The organism is Xanthomonas sp. WHRI 7945, assembly GCF_035026585.1.
Genome location: NZ_JAYIQP010000011.1, coordinates 92,911 through 115,547 on the forward strand (window position 1 = coordinate 92,911; position 22,637 = coordinate 115,547).

Consider the following 22,637-nt stretch of genomic DNA (forward strand, 5'->3'; position numbering starts at 1 on the left):
CGCGCAGCGGGAGCATGGGGCCGCCAGGGCACAGCCCTGGCGGCGGGTGGGCAGTTCGTCAGAACTGCCCACCAAACGTGAACTGCAGGCGCTCGATCTCGTCGTTGTCTTCCTTCTTCAACGGGAACGCGTAGCTGATCGAGATCGGGCCGACCGGCGCCCGCCACAGCAGCGCCACGCCGGTGGAGGCGCGCAGTTCGTTGGTCTTGTAGTTGTCCACGCCGTTGAACACGTTGCCGACGTCGATGAACGCCGAGATGCGCGCCGACGGGCTGTCGAACAGCTTCGGGAAATACATTTCCGCCGAGCCCACGGTCTTGAACGAGCCGCCCAGCGGCTGACCGCGGCTGTAGGAGGCGGTGGCCTCCGAGCGCGGGCCGAGGGTGTTGTCCTCGAAGCCGCGCACGGAGTTGGTGCCGCCGGCGTAGAAGTTCTCGTAGAACGGCAGGCCCGAGGCGGTCACGCGACGAAGCAGGTTGCCGCCATTGCACTCGGCCGCGGTGTAGGTGTTGTTCTGGACCACGCCGCAGATGTCGCGCGAGACGTCGCTGCCGTAGCTGTCGCCGTAGCCGAACTCGGCGCGGGTGTTGAGCACCAGCGAGGGAATGATCGTCCAGTACTTGGAGACCTGGTAGTTCAGCTTCCAGTACTCGACGGTGGAGCCGGGCAGGGTGGCTTCCAGGCCGACGCGCTGGTACAGGCCGCGGGTCGGCATGAAGTAGTCGTTGCGGGTGTCGCGCGCCCAGCCCAGTTCGCTGCGCCAGGCATGGAAGGTCTTCTGCCCGATCGCGTCGATGTAGTTGATGATCGCGTTCGGCGTGTAGCTGGGGTAGGTGGTGATCTGGTTGCTGTCGATGCCGAACATCAGCGAGACCGTGTCGTTCTCGGTGATCGGCACGCCGAAGATCATCTGCGCCGCGCCGTTCTTGCTGTTGTACTGGGCGGTGCCGAAGTCGGAGTAGTCCAGCTTGCGGTAGGAGATGTTGTAGCCCAGCGACACGCCGTCGTCGGTGAAGAACGGGTTGGTGTAGGAGAACGCGTAGCGCTCCTGATAGCTGCTGCGCGAAGCGTCCACCGAGACGCGGTTGCCGCCGCCGAGGAAGTTGTTCTGCGACAGCTGGATCGAGGTGGTCACGCCATAGGTCTGCGAATAGCCCAGGCCGAAGGTGAAGCTGCCGGAGGTGGTTTCCTTGACGCTGTAGACCACGTCGACCTTGTCGTTGCTGCCCGGCACCGGCGGCGTTTCCACGTCCACCGACTCGAAGTAGCCCAGCCGCTGCAGGCGGATCTTGGAGCGGTCGATCGCGGCCTGCGAGTACCAGCTGTTCTCGAACTGGCGCATCTCGCGGCGCAGCACTTCGTCGGAGGTGCGGGTGTTGCCCTTGAACACGATGCGGCGGACCGCCACGCGCGGGCCCGGCACCACCTGCAGGTTGATCGCGACGGTGCGCTTCTCGCGGTCGGTGGTCGGGATCGGATTGACCTTGGCGAAGGCGTAGCCGATGTTGCTGAGCGTGTTGGTGATCGCGTCGGAGCTGAACTCCAGCAGCGCGCGAGAGAAAGTGTCGCCCGGCTTGGGGATGACCAGCTTCTCGACCTCTTCCTGCGGCAGCACGGTGTCGCCGGTGACCTTGATGTCGGAGATCTTGTACTGCTCGCCCTCGGTGATGCCGGCGGTCAGGTACATGTTGCGCTTGTCGGGGCTGATCGAGACCTGGGTGGAATCGACGCTGAAATCGACGTAGCCGCGGTCCAGGTACCAGGAGTTGAGCTTCTCCAGGTCGCCGGACAGCTTTTCCTTGGAGTACTGGTCGTCGCGGCGGTACCACGACAGCCAGTTGTGCTCGCGCGACTCCCAGCTCTCCAGGATGTCCTCGGTGGCGAACTTCTCGGTGCCGACGATGTTGACGTGCTGGATCTTGGCGGCCTTGCCTTCCTTGATCGCGATCGCCACGTCGACCCGGTTGCGGTCCAGCGGGCTCACCGTCGGAGTGATCTCGACGTTGTACTTGCCGCGGTTGTTGTACTGGCGGGTCAGCTCCTGGGTCACCCGGTCCAGGCTCAGCCGGTCGAAGGTGCCGCCCTCGGTCAGGCCGATGTCGGACAGGCCCTTGAGCAGTTCTTCGCTCTTGATGTCCTTGTTGCCGGTGACGGTCAGCTTGTTGATCGCCGGGCGTTCCTTGACCGTGACCACCAGGATGTTGCCCTGGCGATCGACCTGCACGTCCTCGAAGAACCCGGTGCGGTACAGCGCGCGGATCGCCTCGCCGACCTTGGCGTCGTCGACCGTGTCGCCGCGTTCCACCGGCAGGTAGGTGAAGACGGTGCCGGAGGAGATGCGTTGCAGCCCGTCGACGCGGATGTCGCTGGCGGTGAAGGGCTCCGTCGCCTGGGCCAGCGCCGGCAGGCTGAGGCTGGCGGCGAGGGCGAGGGCTAGCAGGCGGCGAGTGGGAAATCTCGTCATGTCACGTCCGGGTAGAGGTCGATATCGTTGTTGCATGGGCGCCGGCGTAAGACGACGACAGCGGGGTCGGGTGGATCAGCATCGGGTTCATCGCAAAGCCTGGCCGAAGATGTCGTTGTAGAACGCCAACCCCATCAGCCCGGCCAGCATCGTCAGACCGACGACCTGCCCCGCCGCCATGGCACGCTCGCTCAGCGGGCTGCCCTTGACCAACTCAATAAGGTAATACAGCAAGTGCCCGCCGTCCAAGATCGGGATCGGCAGCAGGTTCATGATCGCCAGGCTCAGCGACAGCAGCGCCAGGAAATACAGGAACCAGTCCGGCCCCTGCTTGGCCGACACGTTGGCGACCTTGGCGATGGTGATCGGCCCGGACACGTTCTTGAGCGAGGCCTGGCCGGTCAGCATGCGCCGGATGACCCCCAGCGTGTCCCCGGCCAGCTTGCCGGTTTCGCGGAACGCGGCCGGGATTGCCGCCAGCGGGCCGTACTGCAGCTTGGCGTCGAACGCCGGTGCCGGGCGGTCCTTGCCTCCGAAACCCACGCCCAGCGTCAGGCCCTTCACCCGCGGATCCTTGCTGGGGGTCAGGCGCACGTCCAGCGCCAGGCGCTCGCCGGCGCGCTCGACCTCGACCAGGCCGCTGCCGCCGTTCCTGGCCAGCGCCTGGACCTGTGGCCCGACCTGGTCGGCGTTGGTGACCGGCGCGCCATCCACCGCCAGCACGCGGTCGCCGAGGCGCAGCACGCCATCGGCCGCCGATCCTGGGGTCACCTCGGAGATGACCGCCGGCTGCAGGGTGAAGTGCCAGGTGAGGCCGGCCAGGCGCGGCACCTGCTGCTCGTCGAAGCCGGCGGGCAGCTGCGACAGGCGCAGGGTATGCACGCGGCTGGCCCCGCCCTGCGTGTCCTCGGTCTGGATGCGCACGTCGGCGCGGTCCATCGCCGCCACGGTCAGCTGCATGCTGGCGTCGCTCCAGCTGGACACCTCGCGCGTGCCGATGCGCACGATACGCTCGCCCGGCTGCAGCCCGGCCTGCAGCGCCAGGCCGTCGGCGCGGCCGACGACCGCGGCGTAGTCCTGCTTGCCGATCACGAACATCGCCCACAGCAGCGCCACGCACAGCACCAGGTTGGCGATCGGGCCGGCGGCGACGATGGCGATGCGCTGCCACACGCTCTTGTTGTTGAAGGCCTGGCCGCGCTCGGCCGGGGCCACGTCGCCCTCGCGCTCGTCGAGCATCTTCACGTAGCCGCCCAGCGGGATCGCGGCGATCGCGAACTCGGTGCCGTGGCGGTCGTAGCGCGACCACAGCGGCTTGCCGAAGCCCACCGAGAAGCGCAGCACCTTGACCCCGCAGCGGCGGGCGACCCAGAAATGGCCGAACTCGTGGAAGGTCACCAGCACGCCCAGGCTGACGATCATCCACCAGACGGACCCGATGAAATCACCCATGCGCGTGGCTCATAGGGGCGTGCGTGTCAGACATGGGCAGGCTGGCGGGCAATGGCGAGTTCGGTGATCTTGCGCGATTGCGCGTCCGCCGCGAGCAGCGCGTCCAGGGAGTCGGCCGCGCCTGCAGGCAGCACGGTCAGGGCGTTCTCGACCAGCGCAGGAATCGATAGGAAACCGATACGGCCCTGAAGAAAGGCTGAAACAGCCACTTCGTTGGCCGCGTTCAGGATCGCCGGGGCGCTGCCGCCGGCCTGCATCGCGCGCCAGGCCAGGCCCAGGCACGGGAACGCGTCCAGGTCCGCCGGCTCGAAATCCAGGCGGCCGTGGGCCAGCAGGTCCAGCCCGGCGACTCCGGACTCGATCCGCTGCGGCCAGCCCAGGCCCACCGCCAGGGTGGTGCGCATGTCCGGCAAACCCATCTGCGCCAAGGTGGAACCGTCGATGAACTCCACCAGCGAGTGCACCAGGCTCTGCGGGTGCACCAGCACCTCGATGCGCGAAGGCGGCAGCGCGAACAGGTGGTGCGCCTCGATCACTTCCAGGCCCTTGTTCATCAAGGTGGCCGAGTCGACCGAGATCTTCGGGCCCATCGACCACTTCGGGTGCGCCACCGCCTGCGCCGGGGTCACCGACTGCAGGCGCGCGCGGTCCCAGCCGCGGAACGGGCCGCCGGAGGCGGTCAGCAGCACCCGCCGCACCTCGGCGCCGGCCTGGCGCGAGCGCAGGCACTGGAAGATCGCGCTGTGCTCGCTGTCGATCGGGATGATCTCGGCGCCGGCCGCGGCGGCCGCGGCGGTGACCAGCTCGCCGGCCAGCACCAGCGATTCCTTGTTGGCCAGCAGCAGGCGCTTGCCGGCGCGGGCCGCGGCCAGGGTCGAGGCCAGGCCGGCGGCGCCGACGATGGCGGCGACCACGCTGTCGCAGGCGTCGCTGGCCACCAGCTGCTCCAGCGCGGCGGCGCCGGCATGCGCTTCGGTGCGCAGCCCGGCATCGCGCAGGCCGTCGCGCAGCGCCGGGTACAGCGCCGGGTCGGCGATCACCGCGTGCGCCGGCCGGTGCACGGCGCACAGCGCCAGCAGTGCAGCGACGTTGCAGCCGGCGGCCAGCACGCTGGCGCGCAGCCGCTGCGGGTGGCGCGCGATCACGTCCAGCGCGGAGGCGCCGATCGAACCGGTGGCGCCGAGCACGGCGATGGAGCGGACGGCATCGGCCATGTTCAGAATCCGAAGATTTCCTTGCCCAGCGCGAAGATCGGCAGCGCCGCCAGCACGCCGTCGACGCGGTCGAGCACGCCGCCGTGGCCGGGGATCACGTTGCCCGAGTCCTTGGCGCCGACGTGGCGCTTGAGCAGGCTTTCGAACAGGTCGCCGACCACTGAGGCCAGCACGCTGACCGCGGCCACGATCAGCAGGCCGGGCAGCTGCGGCAGGGTGACCCCGGCCAGCCAGCCGAAGCCGGCGGCGCAGACCAGGCCGGCCAGCAGCCCGCCGACCAGGCCCTCGACGGTCTTGTTGGGGCTGATCCGCGGCGCCAGCTTGTGCTTGCCGAACTGGCGCCCGGCGAAATAGGCGCCGGAATCGGCGGCCCAGACCGTGACCAGCGCGGTCAGCAGCCAGCGGTGCCCGTTCGGCTCGCTGGCGTGGATCAGGCCCAGCGCCGACCAGGCCGGGACGATCGCCAGGGTGCCGGCGGCCAGCTTGAACACCCGCGCGTAGGTGGCGTGGTCGGAGCCGAACTGGAAGAAGCGCAGCCACAGCAGCGCCACGCACCACCAGCCGACGCCGACCAGGGTGGTCAGCTGGAACAGCACCAGCGAGCCGGCCGAGGCCCACACCAGCAGCACCATCAGCAGCAGGTTCAGCACCAGCAGGATGGTGCGCGGCAGGGTGTCGTCGACCTCGGCCAACTTCAGCCATTCCCACAGGCCGACCAGGAAGATCAGTGCGGCCAGCGCCGCCAGCCATTGGGTCGGCAGCAGCAGGATGGCGCAGATGGCCAGCGGGGCCATGATCAGCGCGGCGATGACGCGGGTACGGGTCATGCGGGTGTGTTCTCCGTCGCCGGGGCGACTTGCGCGCTGGTCAGGCCGAAACGCCGCTCGCGGCTGGCGTAGTCGTCCAGGGCTTGTTGCAGCACCTCGGCGCCGAACTCGGGCCACAGGGTCTCGGTGAACCACAGTTCGGTGTAGGCCAGCTGCCACAGCAGGAAATTGCTGATGCGCACGTCGCCGCCGGTGCGGATGAACAGGTCCGGCGGCGGCAGGTCGGACAGCGCCATGCGCGCCGACAGCAGGTCCTCGTCGATCTGCTCGGGACGCAGGCGCCCGGCCGCCACGTCCTCGGCCAGCGCGCGCGCGGCCTGGGCGATGTCCTGGCGGCCGCCGTAGCTGGCCGCGATCGACAGGTGCAGGGCCTGGTTGTTGCCGGTGCGGGCTTCGGCCTGGGCCATGCGCTCGCGCAGCGACGGGGCGAAGCGCGAGCGGTCGCCGATGAAGCGCACGCGCACGCCGCGCCGCTGCAGTTCCTCGACCTCGCGGTCCAGCGCGTGCAGGAACAGCTTCATCAGCGCGTCGACTTCTTCCTGCGGACGGCCCCAGTTCTCGCTGGAGAACGCGAACAGGGTCAGCGCGGGGATGCCGCGCTCCAGGCAGAAGTCGATGGTGCGGTTGACCGCGCGCGCGCCGGCGCGGTGGCCGATCACGCGCGGCCGCCGGCGGCGCTGCGCCCAGCGGCCGTTGCCATCCATGATGATGGCGATGTGGCGGGGCAGGGACATAGCGTGGGGGTCGGAAGGCATGGCCGCGAGGCGCAGGCTCAGACCGCCATCAGTTCCTGTTCCTTGCCCTTGACCACGTCGTCGACGTCCTTGATCGCCTTGTCGGTCAGCTTCTGGATGTCGTCCTCGGCGGCGCGCGCCTCGTCCTCGGTGACCTTCTTGTCCTTCAGCAGATCCTTGATCTGCTGGTTGGCGTCGCGGCGGATGTTGCGGATCGCGACCTTGCTGTCCTCGCCTTCGCTGTGCACGACCTTGGACAGCTCGCGGCGGCGCTCTTCGGTCAGCGCCGGCAGGTTGAGGCGGATGGTGGTGCCGGCGGTGTTCGGGGTCAGGCCCAGGTCCGAGGCCAGGATCGCCTTCTCCACCGCGCTGACCATCTGCTTTTCCCACGGGCTGATGGTCAGCGAACGGGCATCGGCCACGGCGACGCTGGCGACCTGGCTCAGCGGCATTTCCGACCCGTAATAGTTGACCTTCAGGTGCTCGACCAGGGCGGTCGACGCGCGGCCGGTACGCACCTTGATGAGCGTATGGCGCAACGCATCGATGCTCTTGGCCATGCGGGTCTGTGCGTCTTGCTTGATTTCGTTGAGCATCGCCGGTGTCCGTGCTGAATCTGAATCGGACGATTATAGCCGGGAACAGCGAGGTGCCGGGATTGGGGATTGGGGAATCGCAAAAGCGTTGCGCACTGCAGCAGGTTGTCTGCCGCACGCGCCTCGCAACGACTCATGCTAGCGGCTGTCGCGTTTGCGAATCCCGAATCCCCAATCCCGGCCGTTATCAGCTGCGGCCCTTCACCAACGTCCCGATCTCCGCGCCGTGCAGGATCTTCAGCAGTTCGCCGGGCTGGCCCATGTTGAAGATGCGCAGCGGCAGGTCGCTGTCGCGGGCCAGGGCGAACGCGGCGGTGTCCATCACTTCCAGGTTGCGGGCGATCACTTCGTCGTAGGTCAGGCTGTCGAAGCGCACCGCGTCGGCGTGCTTCTTCGGGTCCTTGTCGTACACACCGTCGACCTTGGTCGCCTTCAGCAGCAGGTCGGCGCCGATCTCGATCGCGCGCAGCGCCGCGCCGGAGTCGGTGGTGAAGAACGGATTGCCGGTGCCGGCGGCGAAGATCGCGATGCGGCCCTTCTCCAGGTGGCGGATCGCGCGGCGGCGGATGAAGTCCTCGCACACGTCGTTGATCTTGATCGCGCTCATCACCCGCACCTTGGCGCCGAGCTTTTCCAGCGCGTCCTGCATCGCCAGCGCGTTGATGACGGTGGCCAGCATGCCCATGTGGTCGCCGGTGACCCGGTCCATGCCGCCGGCGGCCAGGCCGGCGCCGCGGAAGATGTTGCCGCCGCCGATCACCAGGGCCACTTCGGCGCCGGCCTGCTGCGCCTCGATCACTTCATGCGCGAGGCGGTTGATGACCTTGGGGTCGATGCCGTAATCCCCGTCCCCCATCAGCGCTTCGCCGGAAAGTTTCAACAGGATGCGGCGATAGGCGAGCTGGGACATGGTGACCTCGTTGGGGGGACGGGCAAACCACGTGATTCTAGCCCAAGCGCGCCGCGGAATCTGCCGCGGGCGCGGGTTTCAGGCCAGAGTGTCGCGGAACGAGCGCGCAGTGACGCGGTTGCGGCCGCCGTGCTTGGAGCTGTACAGCATGTCGTCGGCGGCCTGCAGCAGGTCCTGCGCGGTGCCGAAGCGCTCGCGTCCGCCCTGGGTGGCGATGCCGGCGGAGAAGCTGATGTGCAGCGGTCCGCTCTTCACCTCGGCCATCGGCCGCTGCACGATCTCGATGAGGATGCGCCGGATCACGTTCAATGCGGCTTCTTCGCTGGTGTTGGGCAACAGCACCAGGAATTCCTCGCCGCCGAAGCGGGCCACGGTGTCGCTGCTGCGCAGCAGCGGCTGCAGGGCCTGCGCGAACGCGCGCAGCACCTGGTCGCCGATCAGGTGGCCGTGGGCGTCGTTGATCTTCTTGAAGTCGTCCAGGTCGATGAAGGCGACCGACAGCGGCCAGTCGTGGCGCGAGGCCAGATCGAACTGCTGGGCCAGCAGGACCTCCAACTGGTGCCGGTTGTAGACCCCGGTCAGCGCGTCGCGACTGGCCTGTTCGGCCAGGCGCCGCGCGCGGTGTTCTGATTCGTCGGCCTGGTGCCGCGCCTGGGTGGCTTCCTGGATCTCGCGCAGGTTGCGCAACACCATCAGTTCGCGGGCATGGCTGATGATCGCGTCGATCCGCTCCGGCTGCACGATGCGCACATCGAAGATCGGGCCGATTTCCGGCAGCGCCGCGGCCATGCCGGCGATCACCTCGTCGAAGCGCCGGCTGTCCAGCTGCAGGTCGCGATAGACCCGCTCCATCGCCAGGCTGCGCGCGGCGTCGGTGTCGGCGGCCAGCCAGATGTCGGCGATGCTGCCGGACAGCAGCACGCACCGGCCGAACGTGTCCGGCGCCGGCTCGGTGCCGTTGCCGAGGCCGATGCTGCGCTGCAGGTAGTCGGGCAGCTTCCACTTGCGCGCCAGCCAGGCGCCGACTTCGGCGTGGTCGCAGCCCAACTGCTCGCGTTCCAACGCGGCCAGGGCCTCGCTGTCGCCGTTGCCGGCCTCGCGCAGCAGCGGCGCGTATTCGTTGTGGCAGACGTGCAGCAGGGCCAGCGCACCCATGTCCTGCAGCAGTCCGGCCAGCATCAGCTCCTCCTGCTTGCGCAGGCCCATGGCCTGGCCGAGCAGGCGGCTGGCCAGTGCCGAAAGCACGCTGCGCTTCCAGATCCGTTCCTGCAGGTCGTTGGATGCGGTGCCGTCGCGCAGGCTCTGCACCATCGAAAAGCCCAGTGCCAGGCTCAGCGCGGCATTGAGCCCGAGCATGGTCAGCGCCTGGCCGAGGTTGTCGATGCGGCGCCGGCTGGCGTACAGCGGCGAGTTGGCGATGCGCAGCATGCGCGCGCTCAGCGCCATGTCCATCGCGATGGTTTCGGCGGTGGTGGCGAGATCGACCTCCGGATCCTGGGCCAGGTCGATGATGCGCAGCGCAATCCCGGGCGGCGAGGGCAGGTTGCGGGAGTGAGCCAGGATGGCTTCGAGTTCAGGGCGCATGCGGTTCCGCGTAAAGTGTGATCGGGGCAGCGATATGCCCCGGCACGCAGAGCGTACCACCGGCAAAAAAAAAGCCGCGACCAAGCGCGGCTTTTTTTTGTCCCGGGACGGCGGACTCAGGCCAGGCCGGCCTGCTTCATCACTTCGGCGGCGTAGTCTTCCACCACCTTCTCGATGCCTTCGCCCACGGCCAGGCGCTGGAAACCGATCACGTCGGCGCCGGCGGCCTTGACCGCCTGCTCCACGCTCTGGTCGGTGTTCAGCACGTACGGCTGGCCGTACAGGGTGACCTCGTTGACGATCTTGGCGATCTTGCCGCTGATGATCTTCTCCAGGATGTCGGCCGGCTTGGCCTTGTCCTTTTCCGACATCTTGGCCAGCTCGATTTCCTTTTCCTTGGCGACGAAGTCGGCCGGGACGTCGGACGCCTTCACGTGCGGCGGGTTCATCGCGGCGACGTGCATGGCGATGCCGCGGGCCAGCTCGGCGTCGCCGCCCTTGACCTCGACCAGCACGCCGATGCGGCCGCCGTGCACGTAGGCGGCGACGTTGTTGGCGCTGTCGATGCGCACCAGGCGGCGCACCTGCACATTCTCGCCGACCTTGGCGATGACCGCGGCGCGGGCTTCCTCGACGGTCTCGCCGCCGGGCAGCTTGGCGCTCTTCAGCGCCTCGGCGTCGGCGGCGCCGGAGCTCAGCGCGGCCTGGGCCACGGCTTCGGTGAAGGCCAGGAAGTTGTTGTCCTTGGCGACGAAGTCGGTCTCGGAGTTGATCTCGACCAGCACGGCCTTGCCGCCGTCCTGGGCCATCGCGATGCGGCCTTCGGCGGCGACGCGGTCGGCCTTCTTGTCGGCCTTGGCCAGGCCCGACTTGCGCAGCCACTCGGCGGCGTTGTCGATATGGCCGGCGTTCTCGGTGAGCGCCTTCTTGCATTCCATCATGCCGGCGCCGGTGCGCTCGCGCAGTTCCTTGACCAGGGAAGCAGTGATTTCCACGGGGTGACCTCACAAAAGGTGGGAAAGGGCCGGCGTGCCGCCGGCCGGGAATTCTGGGAAACGGGCGCTTGCGGCGCCCGCGGACCCGGGCGCGCAGCGCGCGCCGGGTGGCGACTGCGCATGTTCGCGCAATCGCATGGCGCGCCGATTACTCGGCGGCGGGAGCGGCTTCTTCGGCCTTCTTGCCGTTCTTGCGCGGGCCGCGGCCCTTGTCGTCGCCGGCTTCGCTGCTGAACTCTTCCTCGCGCACGCTGGCGGCGTTCGGCGCGGCGGCCTTGCCTTCCAGCACAGCGTCGGCGGCGGCGCGCGCGTACAGCTGCACGGCACGGATGGCGTCGTCGTTGCCCGGGATGGCGTAGTCGACCAGTTCCGGGTTGTAGTTGGTGTCGACCACCGCGATCACCGGGATGCCGAGCTTCTTGGCTTCCTTGATGGCGATGTCTTCATGGCCGATGTCGATGACGAACAGCGCGTCCGGCAGGCGGTTCATTTCCTTGATGCCGCCCAGCGAGGCCAGCAGCTTTTCGCGCTCGCGGCGCAGGGTCAGCACTTCGTGCTTGACCAGCTTGTCGAAGGTGCCGTCGGTTTCGGCCGCTTCCAGCTCCTTCAGGCGCGCCACCGACTGCTTGACGGTGCGGAAGTTGGTCAGCGTGCCGCCCAGCCAGCGCTGGGTCATGAACGGCTGGCCGCAACGCTCGGCTTCTTCCTTCACCGAGTCGCGGGCGCTGCGCTTGGTGCCCAGGAACAGGATGGTGCCGCGTTTCTGCGCGACGCTGGAGATGAAGTTCATCGCGTCGTTGAACAGCGGAACCGTCTTCTCGAGGTTGATGATGTGGATCTTGCCGCGCGCGCCGAAGATGTACGGCGCCATCTTCGGGTTCCAGTAGCGGGTCTGGTGGCCGAAGTGGACGCCGGCTTCCAGCATCTGACGCATGGTGACTTGGGGCATTGCAGTGACTCCTGATGGGGAACCGGCCGTGCGCGGGCGATGGTAGGTGAGTCCGCGCATGGACATGCAGGCCCTGGCGGGCTTGCACGATGGTTCCGGGGTTGGGCCTCCCTGCAGCCTTACGTGACCGAACTCCTTGCGGAGCACCCCGGCACGGGCGATGGCAGCAGGTGTGTATTCGCCGGTGCGTCCGGCGTGGACGGTGCGTCGGCCCGGGCGGGCGCAACGAAGCAGCGGAACTATAGCCGGCCGCGGCCGGCGGCGCAAATGCGCCTGGGTGGCGGGTCTGGGGCGCCGGTCGCCCGCGGGGTCGCCCCATCCCGCAGGGCGGTGCCAGCCGGGGCCCGGTCCGGCCCGTCAGCGGTCGATGTGCCGACGGCCGCGCCCGGGCGACAAAAACTGCCGCCGGCCGCATCGGCGCGTTCAGGAAAGCCCTCGGATGAGCGATAATAGCGGGTATGACCGTCAATCTGAAAACCCCCCAGGACATCGAGAAGATGCGCATCGCCGGCCGCCTGGCCGCCGAGGTGCTGGACATGATCGGGCCGCACGTGAAGCCCGGGGTGACCACCGCCGAGCTGGACCGCATCTGCCACGACCACATCGTCAACGTGCAGCAGGCGGTGCCGGCCAACGTCGGCTACCGCGGCTACCCGAAGACCGTGTGCAGCTCGGTGAACAACGTGATCTGCCACGGCATCCCCAGCGACAGCAAGGTCCTCAAGGACGGCGACATCGTCAACATCGACGTCACCGTGATCAAGGACGGCTGGCACGGCGACACCAGCCGCATGTACTACGTCGGCACGCCGTCGGTGATGGCGCGGCGCCTGGTCGAGGCGACCTACGAGGCGATGTGGCGCGGTATCCGCGCGGTGCGCCCGGGCGCCACGCTCGGCGACGTCGGCAACGCCATCCAGCAGTACGCCGAGGGCGAGCGCTTCAGCGTGGTGCGCGAGTACTGCGGCCACGGCATCGGCAAGGTCTACCACGACGAGCCGCAGGTGCTGCACTACGGCCGTCCCGGCGAAGGCCTGGTGCTCAAGCCGGGCATGACCTTCACCATCGAGCCGATGATCAACGAAGGCTCGCGCTACACCCGTGTGCTGCCCGACGGCTGGACCGTGGTGACCAAGGACCGCAAGCTGTCGGCGCAGTGGGAGCACATGATCGCGGTCACCGAGGACGGCGTGGAAGTGCTGACCCTGTCGCCCGGCGGCCTCGGCGAGCCGTGAGCCTGCTGCCGGCCGGGACCGATGCCGGCATGCCCGATGCGGCCGCCGACGATGCCGACTGGGCCGCGGCGGCGCGGCAAGTGCTGGCCCAGGCCGATGCGCGGCTGAACAAGCGGTTCGACCAGGGCGACGACATCGACCGCCTGCTGGCATTGCGCGCGCGCGCGCTGGACCAGCTGATCAAGCATGCCTGGAGCCGCTGCCTGCCGCGCGACGCCGGGCTGGCGCTGTACGCGGTCGGCGGCTACGGCCGCGGCGAACTGTTCCCGCGTTCGGATATCGACCTGCTGGTGCTCGGCGAACCCGAGCGCCAGCGCGCGCACGAGCAGGCGCTGGCGCGGCTGTTCGCGCTGCTGTGGCATGCCGGCGTGCCGGTCAGCCACGCGGTGCGTTCGGCCACGCAATGCACCACCGCCTGCGCCGACCAGACCGTGCTGACCGCGCTGATCGAGGCGCGCCCGCTGTTGGCCGATGCCGCCGCGCGGGCGTCGCTGGCGGCGGCGATCGCGCCGCAACAGGTGTGGACGCCGCGCGCGTTCTTCCTGGCCAAGCGCGAGGAACTGCAGACCCGCCACCAGCGCTTCGGCGACACCGCCGACAACCTGGAGCCGGACATCAAGGACGGCCCGGGCGGCCTGCGCGACCTGCACACGCTGGGCTGGATGGCGCTGCGCGCGTTCGGCGTGCGCGACCTGGAGGCGCTGATCGGGCTCGGCCACGTCGGCGGCGACGAGGCCGCGGCGTTGCGCCGCGAGCGCCGCGAACTGGCGCGGCTGCGCTACGGCCTGCACCTGGTCGCCAACCGCCCGGAGGAGCGCCTGCGCTTCGACTACCAGAAGACGCTGGCGCAGCGGCTGGGCTTCTCCGACGACGCCGAGAGCCTGGGCGTGGAGAAGATGATGCAGCGCTTCTACCGCAGCGCCGCGATCGTGCGCCGGCTCAGCGACCGGCTGCTGCAGCGCTTCGAGGAGCAGTTCGACGGCGAGGCGCAGCCGCAGCCGCTGGGCGGCGGCTTCTCGCTGCGCCGCGGCTACCTGGCCGCCGATGCCGAAACCTGGCCGCAGGACGATCCGGTGCAGGTGTTCGCGCTGTTCGCGACCTGGGCCGCGCATGGCGAGGTGCGCGGACTGCATTCGCTGACCGCGCGCGCGCTGGCCGAGGCGCTGCCGCAGCTGCCGGCCTACGCCAGCGCCAGCGCGCCGGCGCGCGAGCGGTTCCTGGCCCTGCTGCGCGGTCCGCGCGCGGTGCAGACGTTGACCCGGATGGCGCGGCTGGGCGTGCTCGGGCAGTGGATCCCGGCGTTCGCGCAGGTGTCCGGACGCATGCAGTTCGACCTGTTCCACGTGTACACGGTGGACCAGCACACGCTGATGGTGCTGAAGAACATCGCGGTGTTCGCCAGCGCCCGCGCCGACGACCGCTTCTCGATCGCGCACGAGGTGTGGCCGCGGCTGCGCAAGCCGGAACTGCTGCTGCTGGCCGGGCTGTTCCACGACATCGCCAAGGGCCGCGGCGGCGACCATTCCGAACTCGGCGCGGTCGACGCGCGCGCGTTCTGCGCCGGCCACGGGCTCAGCGCGGCCGATACCGAGCTGGTCGCGTGGCTGGTCGAGCAGCATTTGCGCATGTCGGTGACCGCGCAGAAACAGGACATCTCCGATGCGGAGGTGATCCACCGCTTCGCCACGCTGGTCGGCGACCGTGAGCGCCTGGACTACCTGTACCTGCTGACCTGCGCCGACATCGCCGGCACCAGTCCCAAGCTGTGGAACGCGTGGAAGGACCGGTTGCTGGCCGACCTGTACTTCGCCGCCCGGCGCGCGCTGCGCGAGGGCCTGGAGCATCCGCTGCCGGTCGCCGAGCGGGTGCAGGAAGCGCGCGAGGCGACCCGCGCGCTGATGCACATCCAGGGCCACGATGACGCGGTCATCGACCGCCAGTTCGCCGGCATGCCGGACGAGAGCTTCCTGCGCTTCCGTCCCGAGCAACTGGCCTGGCAGGCTAGTTCGCTGATGGAAGTGGAACTGGGCGGCACCCTGGTCAAGGTGCGCCCGGTCACGCCCGACGACGACGCGCTGGAAGTGTTCGTGTACTCGCCCGACCGCGACGGCCTGTTCGCCGCGATCGTGATGACCCTGGACCGGCGCGGCTACGGCATCCACCGCGCGCGCGTACTCGACGCGCCGCACCAGGCGATCTTCGATACCTTCGAGGTGATGCCGGCCGACGCCTTCGCCAGCGGCGATCCCGCGCAGCTGGAAGCCGCGCTGCGCGAAGCGCTGGCCGGCGACCTGACCCGCTTGCGCCCGGCGCGGCGGGTGGTGCCGCGGCAGCTGCGGCATTTCCGTTTCGCGCCGCGCATCGAATTCCGCGAAAGCGTGGACGGCCGCCGCACCCGCCTGAGCCTGGTCGCGCCGGACCGCCCCGGGCTGCTGTCGAACGTGGCGCAGGTGCTGCGCCGCCAGCAACTGCGCGTGCACGACGCGCGCATCGCCACCTTCGGCGAACGCGCCGAGGACCTGTTCCAGATCACCGACGAGCACAACCAGCCGTTGCCCGACGCTTCCCGCCAGGCGCTGCATGCCGCACTGCAGGCCTGCCTGGACCCCGATACCCCGCCTGGAGAATCCCGCTAATGGCCACCAAGAAGCCTGCCGCCGCCAAGAAGCCTGCTGCCAAGAATGCCGCCGCCGGCAAGACCACCGCGAAGAAGGCCGTGGCCAAGAAGGCCGTCGCCACCAGCGCCGTCACCAAGCCCGTGGCCGCGCCGAAGTCGCCGGCCAGGCCGGCACGCGCCAAGCCGGTCGCCGGCCCCAACGCCGACGAGCTGAAGTTCACCATCGACAGCGCCTTCGAGCGCCGCGCCGCACTGACCCTGGACGAGATCGAAGGCTCGACCCGGCCGGTGGTCAACCGCGTCATCGACGGCCTGGAAGCGGGCGAGTTCCGCGTCGCCGAGCCCGATAGCCACGGCGGCTGGAAGGTCAACGAGTGGCTGAAGAAGGCCGTGCTGCTGTACTTCCGGGTCAACGAGATGGCCGTGGTCGAAGCGCAGCCGGCGCCGTTCTGGGACAAGGTCGAGTCGCGCTTCGCCGGCTACCACGAGGCCGAGTTCCGCAAGGCCGGCGTGCGCGTGGTGCCGGGCGCGATCGCGCGCCGCGGCAGCTACTTCGGCAAGGACGTGGTGCTGATGCCCAGCTTCACCAACATCGGCGCGCACGTGGGCGAGGGCACGATGGTCGACACCTGGGCCACGGTCGGTTCGTGCGCGCAGATCGGCAAGCACTGCCACCTGTCCGGCGGCGCCGGCATCGGCGGCGTGCTCGAGCCGCTGCAGGCCAGCCCGACCATCATCGAGGACCACTGCTTCATCGGCGCGCGCTCGGAAGTGGTGGAAGGCGTGGTGGTCGGCCACCACAGCGTGATCGGCATGGGCGTGTTCATCGGCCAGAGCACGCGCATCTACAACCGCGCCACCGGCGAGGTGTCCTACGGCTATGTGCCGCCGTACAGCGTGGTGGTGTCCGGCCAGCTGCCGTCCAAGGACGGCTCGCACTCGCTGTACTGCGCGGTGATCGTCAAGCAGGTCGACGCCAAGACCCGCAGCAAGACCAGCGTCAACGACCTGCTGCGCGGCCTGGCCGACTGAGGCCGGGCAAGGCCGCCGCGGCGCGACCGCGTGCTGACCCGCGCGGGCCGGAGCGCAGCGCTTCAATGGCGGGCGTCCGGTCCGTCTCGACCGGGCAAGCGGGCGTACATCGGCTGCCGGATACGCTCCAGTGAGGCGTCGCAGTGGCGCACACCGGCTGGTCGCGTACCACGTCTGCCGTTGCGGCTGCCGCCACCCTGACCGGAGAAACTTATGCGAATGACGATGTGTGGCTGGTGGCTCGTGCCTGTGTTCGCGCTTTGCGGATGCGGCGCGGCGCCAGATCGCGATGGTTCCGCCAACGCCGGGCGCGGCATTGCGCTGAACGCCGACACCGCGCCTGCGGCACCGAGCCAGGCGGCCGCGGCAGCTTCGACGCCGGCGGCCGATACGGCAGCGGACGCGAAACCGGCCGAGCCGCTGTCCTGCGCCGCCGAACTCGGCGCCGCCGCCGCGGCCAAGCGCGTGGCGACCTGCGTGCAGGTGTCGCCGGCGACCCATCCACCGTGCAACGCGGCCAACAGCTGCGCCCAGATCGAGGACGAGATCGCACGCAGTTGCGCGCTGTTCGACGGCAAGGGCGCGCCGATGGCGGGCTGCGGGCCTGCGCCCAAGAGCCCGGAAGCGGCCGCCGCCGTGGTGCAGCGCTATTACTCGGCGATCGACGCGCGCGACTACGACGTAGCGTGGCGCCAGTGGGGCGAGGAGGGGCGTCCCGGGCAGAGCCTGGCCGCGTTCAAGGCCGGCTTCGCGCACACGCGTTCGACCAAGGTGACGATCGGCACGCTCGCAGCGGGCGACGCCGGCGCGGGGTCGCTCTACCAGCCGGTGCCGGTGACCGTGGAAGCGACGCTGGACGACGGCACGCAGCAGCGATTCCAGGGCACCTACACCCTGCGCAGCGTCAACGACGTGGATGGCGCCTCGGCGGAGCAGCTGCGCTGGCATATCGGATCGGCCCAGCTCAAGGAAGTGTCGGCGGATTGATGCCGGCGGCGCCGTCGCCATGCGCCGCGGCGCGCCGGCCGGCTTGAACGTGCCGTCGGCCACGCGTCGTATTCGCCGCTTCGGCGCGCCTGCATGATGAAGCCTGGCGCCGCTGCGGCGTCGCCCGCGCGAACTGCTGCGCGGCTTGGCCGACGATCGAATGCGCCATCGCATGCGCTTTGAGCTGCGCGACGCCTTCGTGCATGAGAGCCGCACCGGCGCGGTGGCCTGCATCGGGGTGCAAACCGTCTTACACTCGAACCACGACTTCCAGCTCAAGGTCTCCGATGCGATTTGGCATGGTGGTGGCAGGCGTCGCGTTGATGTCGGCAATGACGCTGGCGGTCGCGGCCACGTCGGTCGCGCGCGCCGGCAACCCGGTGTTCCCGGGCTGGTACGCGGACCCGGAAGCGGTGGTGTTCGACAAGACCTATTGGATCTACCCGACCACCTCGCGGCCCTACGCGCAGCAGACCAGCTTCGATGCCTTCTCCTCGCCGGACCTGGTGCACTGGACCCGGCATGCCGACGTGCTGTCGCTGCCGGCGATCGCGTGGGCCAAGCAGGCGCTGTGGGCGCCGGCGGTGGTGCGCAAGGATGGCAAGTACTACTTCTTCTTCTCGGCCAACGACATCCAGAGCGACGCCGAGGTCGGCGGAATCGGCGTGGCGGTAGCCGACAGACCGCAGGGCCCGTACCGCGACCTGCTGGGCAAGCCGCTGATCGGCAAGTTCCACAATGGCGCGCAGCCGATCGACCAGTTCGTGTTCGAAGACGACGACGGCAGCTGGTACATGATCTACGGCGGGTGGAAGCACGCCAACATCGTCAAGTTGAAGGACGATTTCACCGGCGTGGAGCCGATGGCCGACGGCAGCGTGTTCAAGGAGATCACCCCGGCCCCGGAGTACGTGGAGGGCTCGCTGATGTTCAAGCGCGATGGCCGCTACTACTACATGTGGTCCGAGGGCGGCTGGGGCGGGCCGGACTATTCGGTCGCCTATGCGATCGCCGACGCGCCGACCGGGCCGTTCAAGCGCATCGGCAAGGTGCTGCAGCAGGATCCGGCGATCGCCACCGGCGCCGGTCACCATTCGGTGATCCGCGCGCCCGACGACGACAGCTGGTACATCGTCTACCATCGTCGCCCGCTGGGCGAGACGGACCGCAACCACCGGGTGACGTCGATCGAGCGGATGGACTTCGACGCGCAAGGCCATATCCTGCCGGTGAAGATCACCCACGAAGGCGTGCAGGCGCATCCGCTGCGCTGACTGCCGGCGCCGCGCCGTGCGCGGCCTACCCTGGAAACGCATATGAGCACCACGCTGTACGGATTGAAGAACTGCGATACCTGCAAGAAGGCGACGAAGTGGCTGGACCGTTTCGGCGTGGCCTACAGCTTCGTCGACTACCGCGAGCACAAGCCGAGCCCGGAGACCATGGTCGAATGGGCCGGCAAGGCCGGCGGCTTCGACGCGCTGGTCAACAAGTCCTCGACCACCTGGCGGCAGCTGCCCGACAACAAGAAGGCGCCCGGGTCAGAGGCCGAATGGAAGCTGCTGCTGCGCGAATACCCGCAGCTGATCCGGCGGCCGCTGGTGGTGACCGACGACGGCACGCTGAGCCAGGGCTTCTCGGACAACGGCTTCAAGCAGCGTTTCGGCGTGGGCTGAGCCGGTGTCGGTGTCGCTGCTGTTCGCCGCTTCCTGTAGGAGCGGCTTCAGCCGCGACCGTATCGCCCGGGATGTCATTGAAACCCGGATCAAGCGCAGTTGCCGGCATCGCATGGCACCCTGCGTACCTGTCGCGGCTGAAGCCGCTCCTACCGTGACCCCAGACCCATGTCCGACGTCGTCGACCTCACCTGCGAACTGATCGCCCGCCCGTCGGTGACCCCGGACGATGCCGGTTGCCAGGACCTGATCGCGCAGCGGCTGGCGCGCGCCGGTTTCGCCATCGAGCGGCTGCGCTTCGGCGAGGTCGACAACCTGTGGGCCACCCACGGCCGCGCCGGCAACGACGGCCCGGTGCTGGCGCTGCTCGGGCATACCGACGTGGTGCCGCCGGGGCCGCGCGAGGCCTGGGCCAGCGACCCGTTCGTGCCGCAGATCCGCGACGGCGTGCTGTATGGACGCGGCGCGGCCGACATGAAGAGCGGGGTGGCCGCGTTCGTGGTCGCCGCCGAGCGGTTCGTCGCCGCGCATCCCGATCACCCCGGCAGGTTGGCGCTGTTGCTGACCTCCGACGAGGAAGGCGACGCGCTGGACGGCGTGCGCAAGGTCGCCGAGACCTTCCGCGCGCGCGGCGAGCGCATCGACTGGTGCATCACCGGCGAACCGTCGTCCACCGCGCGACTCGGCGACCTGCTGCGGGTCGGACGCCGCGGCAGCCTGTCCGCCACGCTCGCGGTCAAGGGCGTGCAGGGCCATGTGGCGTACCCGCACAAGGCGCGCAATCCGATCCACCTGGCCGCGCCGGCGCTGGCCGAGCTGGTCGCGCGGCATTGGGACGACGGCTACGAGAGCTTCCCGCCGACCAGCCTGCAGATCTCCAATCTGCACGCCGGCACCGGCGCCAACAACGTGATCCCCGGTGACCTGCAGGTGGCCTTCAACCTGCGCTACAACCCGCACTGGGACGCGCCGCGGCTGGAGGCGGAAATCGCCGCGCTGCTCGATCGCCACGGCCTGGACTACACGCTGCGCTGGCATCGCAGCGGCGAGCCGTTCTACACCCCGGAGGGACGCCTGCGCAGCGTCGCGCGCGAGGTGCTCGGCGCCTTCGCCGGCGCGGCGCCGGAAGAGAGCACCGGCGGCGGCACCTCCGATGCGCGCTTCATCGCGCCGCTGGGCGCGCAGTGCATCGAGGTCGGTCCGGTCAACGCCAGCATCCACCAGGTGGACGAGCACGTCAGCGTCGCCGATCTGGACGCCTTGCCCGGGTTGTACCTGCGCCTGATCGAACGGTTGCTGGCGTAACAGTTGCGCCGGCCCTGCTTGCCGGGTTACGTTCGCCGCATGACCTCGCTGTCCGCCCTCCGCCCGATCCACGCCAACGGCCGCAATAATGCGCTGGCGAATAATCGTGCGCGGCCGATGCGGGTCTGCGACTAGGCGCTAGCGAAACACCACGCCCAGTATCCAGAAAACCCGCATCGGCCGATGCGGGTTTTTTTATGGGTGCGTGGAATGTGCGGATCCCCTCACGACAACCCGGCCATCGATGGCAGGGAATGCAAGTAAAACCAACCCCACGACCAGGAGTGTTTCATGTGTTCGATCTTCGGCATCTTCGGCCTGCAACCGGGCGACGACCTGCAGGCGCTGCGCCGGCAGGCGCTGGACTGCTCGCAGCGGCAGCGCCATCGCGGCCCGGACTGGAGCGGCGTGTATGCCGACGACGGCGCGATCCTGGTGCATGAGCGCCTGGCCATCGTCGATCCGGCCGGCGGCTCGCAGCCGCTGCTGTCGGAAGACGGCCAGCTGGCGCTGGCGGTCAACGGCGAGATTTACAACCACCGTGAGCTGAAGAAGCAGCTGGCCCGGCCCTATGCGTTCCAGACCGCGTCGGACTGCGAGGTGATCAATGCGCTGTATCGCGAGGAGCAACCGGCCGCGCTGCTCAACCGGCTCAACGGCATCTTCGCCTTCGCGCTGTGGGACAAGGCGGCCGGGCGCGCGCTGATCGCGCGCGATCCGATGGGCGTGTGCCCGCTGTATTGGGGCCACGACCAGCAGGGCCGGCTGCGCGTGGCCTCGGAGATGAAGTCGCTGGCCGACAGCTGTGCCGACGTCGCCCAGTTCCCGCCCGGCCATTACTACGACAGCGCCAGCGGCGCACTGATGCAGTACTACCGCAAGCCGTGGCGCGACTACGACGCGGTGCAGGGCGTGGAGGTGAGCAAGCAGGAGCTGCGCGAGGCCTTCGAGCGCGCGGTGCACCGCCAGCTGATGACCGACGTGCCGTACGGCGTGCTGCTGTCCGGCGGGCTGGATTCGTCGCTGGTCGCGGCGGTGGCGGCGCGCTTCGCGCGCAAGCGCATCGAGGACAACGACGAGGCCGAGGCCTGGTGGCCGCGCCTGCATTCGTTCGCGATCGGCCTGAAGGGCTCGCCGGACCTGGCCGCCGCGGCGATCGCCGCCGAATCGTTGGGCACCGTGCACCACGGCTTCGAATACACCTTCGAGGAAGGCCTGGACGCGCTGCCGGAAGTGATCCGGCACATCGAGACCTACGACGTCACCACCATCCGCGCGTCCACGCCGATGTTCCTGCTGGCGCGGCGGATCAAGGCGATGGGAGTGAAGATGGTGCTGTCCGGCGAGGGCAGCGACGAGATCTTCGGCGGCTACCTGTACTTCCACAAGGCGCCGAACGCGCGCGAGTTCCACGAGGAGCTGATCCGCAAGCTCGACGCGCTGTACAACTACGACTGCCTGCGCGCCAACAAGTCGATGATGGCCTGGGGCGTGGAGCCGCGCGTGCCGTTCCTGGACGTGGAGTTCATGGACGTGGCGATGCGCATGGACGCGCAGTACAAGATGATCGACAAGACCAGCCCCGGCGCGGTGCGCATGGAAAAAGGCGTGCTGCGCGCGGCGTTCGAAGGCTATCTGCCCGAGTCGATCCTGTGGCGGCAGAAGGAGCAGTTCAGCGATGGTGTCGGCTACGGCTGGATCGACGGGCTCAAGGCGCATGCCGAAGCGCAGGTCAGCGACCGCGAACTGGCCGCGGCCGACAAGCGCTTCCCGGTCAACCCGCCGCAGACCAAGGAAGGCTACTACTACCGCACGCTGTTCGAGCGTGCGTTCCCCACGCCTGCGGCGGCCGAGACCGTGCCCGGCGGCAAGTCGATCGCCTGTTCCTCGCCGGCGGCGATCGCCTGGGATGCGAGTTTCGCGACGATGGCCGATCCGTCCGGGCGCGCGGTGGCCGGGGTGCACGAGCAGGCCCTGGCCTCGTGAGCTGAGCGCGGCACTCGCTGCGCGCGCGCGGGGCGCCGGCTGTCGGCGCCCGGTCGCGCTGCTGGACTACGCAA

General features: G+C 69.1%; 19 protein-coding genes. 8 read left to right on the top strand and 11 right to left on the bottom strand.

The window, feature by feature from the left end; genetic code table 11:
• Nucleotides 1-58: 58 nt before the first annotated feature.
• The 10 genes from bamA to rpsB form a co-directional block, all read right to left on the bottom strand.
• Nucleotides 59-2,464 carry an outer membrane protein assembly factor BamA gene (bamA, locus tag VDQ83_RS10970; protein WP_455434947.1) on the bottom strand — a complete coding sequence of 802 codons (2,406 nt, stop codon included), beginning with the start codon at nucleotides 2,462-2,464 and terminating at the stop codon, nucleotides 59-61.
• Between the two features lie 87 nt (nucleotides 2,465-2,551).
• Nucleotides 2,552-3,916, bottom strand: a complete 1,365-nt coding sequence (rseP, locus tag VDQ83_RS10975; RefSeq protein ID WP_455434948.1) for an RIP metalloprotease RseP — start codon at nucleotides 3,914-3,916, stop codon at nucleotides 2,552-2,554.
• 26 nt (nucleotides 3,917-3,942) lie between these two features.
• Entirely contained in the window at nucleotides 3,943-5,130 is a 1,188-nt protein-coding gene (gene dxr, locus VDQ83_RS10980; protein WP_455434949.1) for a 1-deoxy-D-xylulose-5-phosphate reductoisomerase, read from the bottom strand.
• A gap of 2 nt (nucleotides 5,131-5,132) precedes the next feature.
• On the bottom strand, nucleotides 5,133-5,957 hold the full coding sequence (locus VDQ83_RS10985; RefSeq protein ID WP_455434950.1) for a phosphatidate cytidylyltransferase: 825 nt from the start codon (nucleotides 5,955-5,957) through the stop codon (nucleotides 5,133-5,135).
• The gene (gene uppS / locus VDQ83_RS10990) at nucleotides 5,954-6,691 is read right to left on the bottom strand and encodes a polyprenyl diphosphate synthase (RefSeq protein WP_455434951.1); all 738 of its coding nucleotides are present in this window, start codon (nucleotides 6,689-6,691) and stop codon (nucleotides 5,954-5,956) included. Before uppS ends, VDQ83_RS10985 begins: the two co-directional genes overlap by 4 nt.
• A gap of 38 nt (nucleotides 6,692-6,729) precedes the next feature.
• Complete coding sequence (frr, locus tag VDQ83_RS10995) at nucleotides 6,730-7,287, bottom strand: ribosome recycling factor (RefSeq protein ID WP_263113025.1); 558 nt, start codon at nucleotides 7,285-7,287, stop codon at nucleotides 6,730-6,732.
• Nucleotides 7,288-7,474: 187 nt separating this feature from the next.
• Nucleotides 7,475-8,197: a UMP kinase gene (gene pyrH / locus VDQ83_RS11000; RefSeq protein WP_104558608.1), complete on the bottom strand. Its 723-nt coding sequence runs from the start codon at nucleotides 8,195-8,197 to the stop codon at nucleotides 7,475-7,477.
• Nucleotides 8,198-8,275: 78 nt separating this feature from the next.
• Entirely contained in the window at nucleotides 8,276-9,781 is a 1,506-nt protein-coding gene (locus VDQ83_RS11005) for a sensor domain-containing diguanylate cyclase (RefSeq protein WP_455434952.1), read from the bottom strand.
• Nucleotides 9,782-9,897: 116 nt separating this feature from the next.
• The gene (gene tsf, locus VDQ83_RS11010) at nucleotides 9,898-10,776 is read right to left on the bottom strand and encodes a translation elongation factor Ts (protein WP_263395045.1); all 879 of its coding nucleotides are present in this window, start codon (nucleotides 10,774-10,776) and stop codon (nucleotides 9,898-9,900) included.
• 148 nt (nucleotides 10,777-10,924) lie between these two features.
• Nucleotides 10,925-11,725, bottom strand: a complete 801-nt coding sequence (gene rpsB / locus VDQ83_RS11015; RefSeq protein WP_263395044.1) for a 30S ribosomal protein S2 — start codon at nucleotides 11,723-11,725, stop codon at nucleotides 10,925-10,927.
• A 458-nt stretch (nucleotides 11,726-12,183) separates the two neighbouring features.
• On the opposite strand from rpsB, the gene map reads away from it, so the two are divergent.
• The 4 genes from map (at nucleotide 12,184) to VDQ83_RS11035 (ending at nucleotide 17,596) form a co-directional block, all read left to right on the top strand.
• Nucleotides 12,184-12,960, top strand: coding sequence for a type I methionyl aminopeptidase (map, locus tag VDQ83_RS11020; protein ID WP_309917741.1), 777 nt, complete (start codon nucleotides 12,184-12,186; stop codon nucleotides 12,958-12,960).
• A gap of 29 nt (nucleotides 12,961-12,989) precedes the next feature.
• Complete coding sequence (locus VDQ83_RS11025; RefSeq protein ID WP_455434986.1) at nucleotides 12,990-15,596, top strand: [protein-PII] uridylyltransferase; 2,607 nt, start codon at nucleotides 12,990-12,992, stop codon at nucleotides 15,594-15,596.
• Nucleotides 15,596-16,609, top strand: coding sequence for a 2,3,4,5-tetrahydropyridine-2,6-dicarboxylate N-succinyltransferase (gene dapD, locus VDQ83_RS11030; protein WP_455434953.1), 1,014 nt, complete (start codon nucleotides 15,596-15,598; stop codon nucleotides 16,607-16,609). Before VDQ83_RS11025 ends, dapD begins: the two co-directional genes overlap by 1 nt.
• A 249-nt stretch (nucleotides 16,610-16,858) precedes the next feature.
• The gene (locus VDQ83_RS11035) at nucleotides 16,859-17,596 is read left to right on the top strand and encodes a hypothetical protein (RefSeq protein WP_455434954.1); all 738 of its coding nucleotides are present in this window, start codon (nucleotides 16,859-16,861) and stop codon (nucleotides 17,594-17,596) included.
• On the opposite strand, the gene VDQ83_RS11040 is transcribed toward VDQ83_RS11035, so the two are convergent.
• Complete coding sequence (locus VDQ83_RS11040) at nucleotides 17,574-17,801, bottom strand: hypothetical protein (RefSeq protein WP_455434955.1); 228 nt, start codon at nucleotides 17,799-17,801, stop codon at nucleotides 17,574-17,576. The genes VDQ83_RS11035 and VDQ83_RS11040 overlap by 23 nt on opposite strands.
• A 118-nt stretch (nucleotides 17,802-17,919) precedes the next feature.
• Here VDQ83_RS11040 and VDQ83_RS11045 point away from each other — a divergent pair, with 118 nt between their 5' ends.
• The 4 genes from VDQ83_RS11045 (at nucleotide 17,920) to asnB (ending at nucleotide 22,563) form a co-directional block, all read left to right on the top strand.
• Nucleotides 17,920-18,870 carry a glycoside hydrolase family 43 protein gene (locus VDQ83_RS11045; RefSeq protein WP_455434956.1) on the top strand — a complete coding sequence of 317 codons (951 nt, stop codon included), beginning with the start codon at nucleotides 17,920-17,922 and terminating at the stop codon, nucleotides 18,868-18,870.
• A gap of 42 nt (nucleotides 18,871-18,912) precedes the next feature.
• Nucleotides 18,913-19,272, top strand: coding sequence for an arsenate reductase (locus VDQ83_RS11050; protein WP_455434957.1), 360 nt, complete (start codon nucleotides 18,913-18,915; stop codon nucleotides 19,270-19,272).
• Nucleotides 19,273-19,440: 168 nt separating this feature from the next.
• Entirely contained in the window at nucleotides 19,441-20,577 is a 1,137-nt protein-coding gene (gene dapE / locus VDQ83_RS11055) for a succinyl-diaminopimelate desuccinylase (RefSeq protein WP_455434958.1), read from the top strand.
• A 291-nt stretch (nucleotides 20,578-20,868) separates the two neighbouring features.
• Nucleotides 20,869-22,563: an asparagine synthase B gene (asnB, locus tag VDQ83_RS11060; protein WP_455434959.1), complete on the top strand. Its 1,695-nt coding sequence runs from the start codon at nucleotides 20,869-20,871 to the stop codon at nucleotides 22,561-22,563.
• Nucleotides 22,564-22,637: the final 74 nt, after the last annotated feature.